We start from the raw sequence: 701 nt of genomic DNA, 5'->3' as shown, positions 1-701 counted from the left end.
CGCTAGTTCGGGTGGAGTCATTGGTGAAATACCACTCTGGTCGTTTTGAACGTCTAACTTCGGTCCGTGATCCGGATCAGGGACAGTGTCTGGTGGGTAGTTTAACTGGGGCGGTTGCCTCCTAAAGGGTAACGGAGGCGCCCAAAGGTTCCCTCAGCCTGGTTGGCAATCAGGTGTCGAGTGTAAGTGCACAAGGGAGCTTGACTGTGAGACCGACGGGTCGAGCAGGAGCGAAAGCTGGGACTAGTGATCCGGCGGTGGCATGTGGAAGCGCCGTCGCTCAACGGCTAAAAGGTACCCCGGGGATAACAGGCTGATCTTCCCCAAGAGTCCATATCGACGGGATGGTTTGGCACCTCGATGTCGGCTCGTCGCATCCTGGGGCTGGAGTAGGTCCCAAGGGTTGGGCTGTTCGCCCATTAAAGCGGTACGCGAGCTGGGTTTAGAACGTCGCGAGACAGTTCGGTCCCTATCCGCTGCGCGCGCAGGAGACTTGAAAGGGGCTGTCCCTAGTACGAGAGGACCGGGACGGACGAACCTCTGGTGTGCCAGTTGTTCCGCCAGGAGCACGGCTGGTTGGCTACGTTCGGAAGGGATAACCGCTGAAAGCATCTAAGCGGGAAGCTCGCCTTGAGATGAGGTCTCCCACCCCGTTGTGGGGGTAAGGCTCCCGGTAGACGACCGGGTTGATAGGCCGGAGG

Annotated in this window: 1 rRNA gene; it reads left to right on the top strand. The window is 59.2% G+C overall.

What is annotated here, in order from left to right:
• Positions 1 to 701 (top strand): 23S ribosomal RNA (locus tag IEZ06_RS35935); the annotation flags it as partial.

Origin of the sequence: Planomonospora antibiotica (genome assembly GCF_014647955.1) — a bacterium.
GTDB classification, from domain to species: Bacteria; Actinomycetota; Actinomycetes; order Streptosporangiales; family Streptosporangiaceae; genus Planomonospora; species Planomonospora parontospora.
The sequence above is the reverse complement of the archived record's forward strand: the minus strand, read 5'-3'. Positions and strand labels throughout refer to the sequence as shown.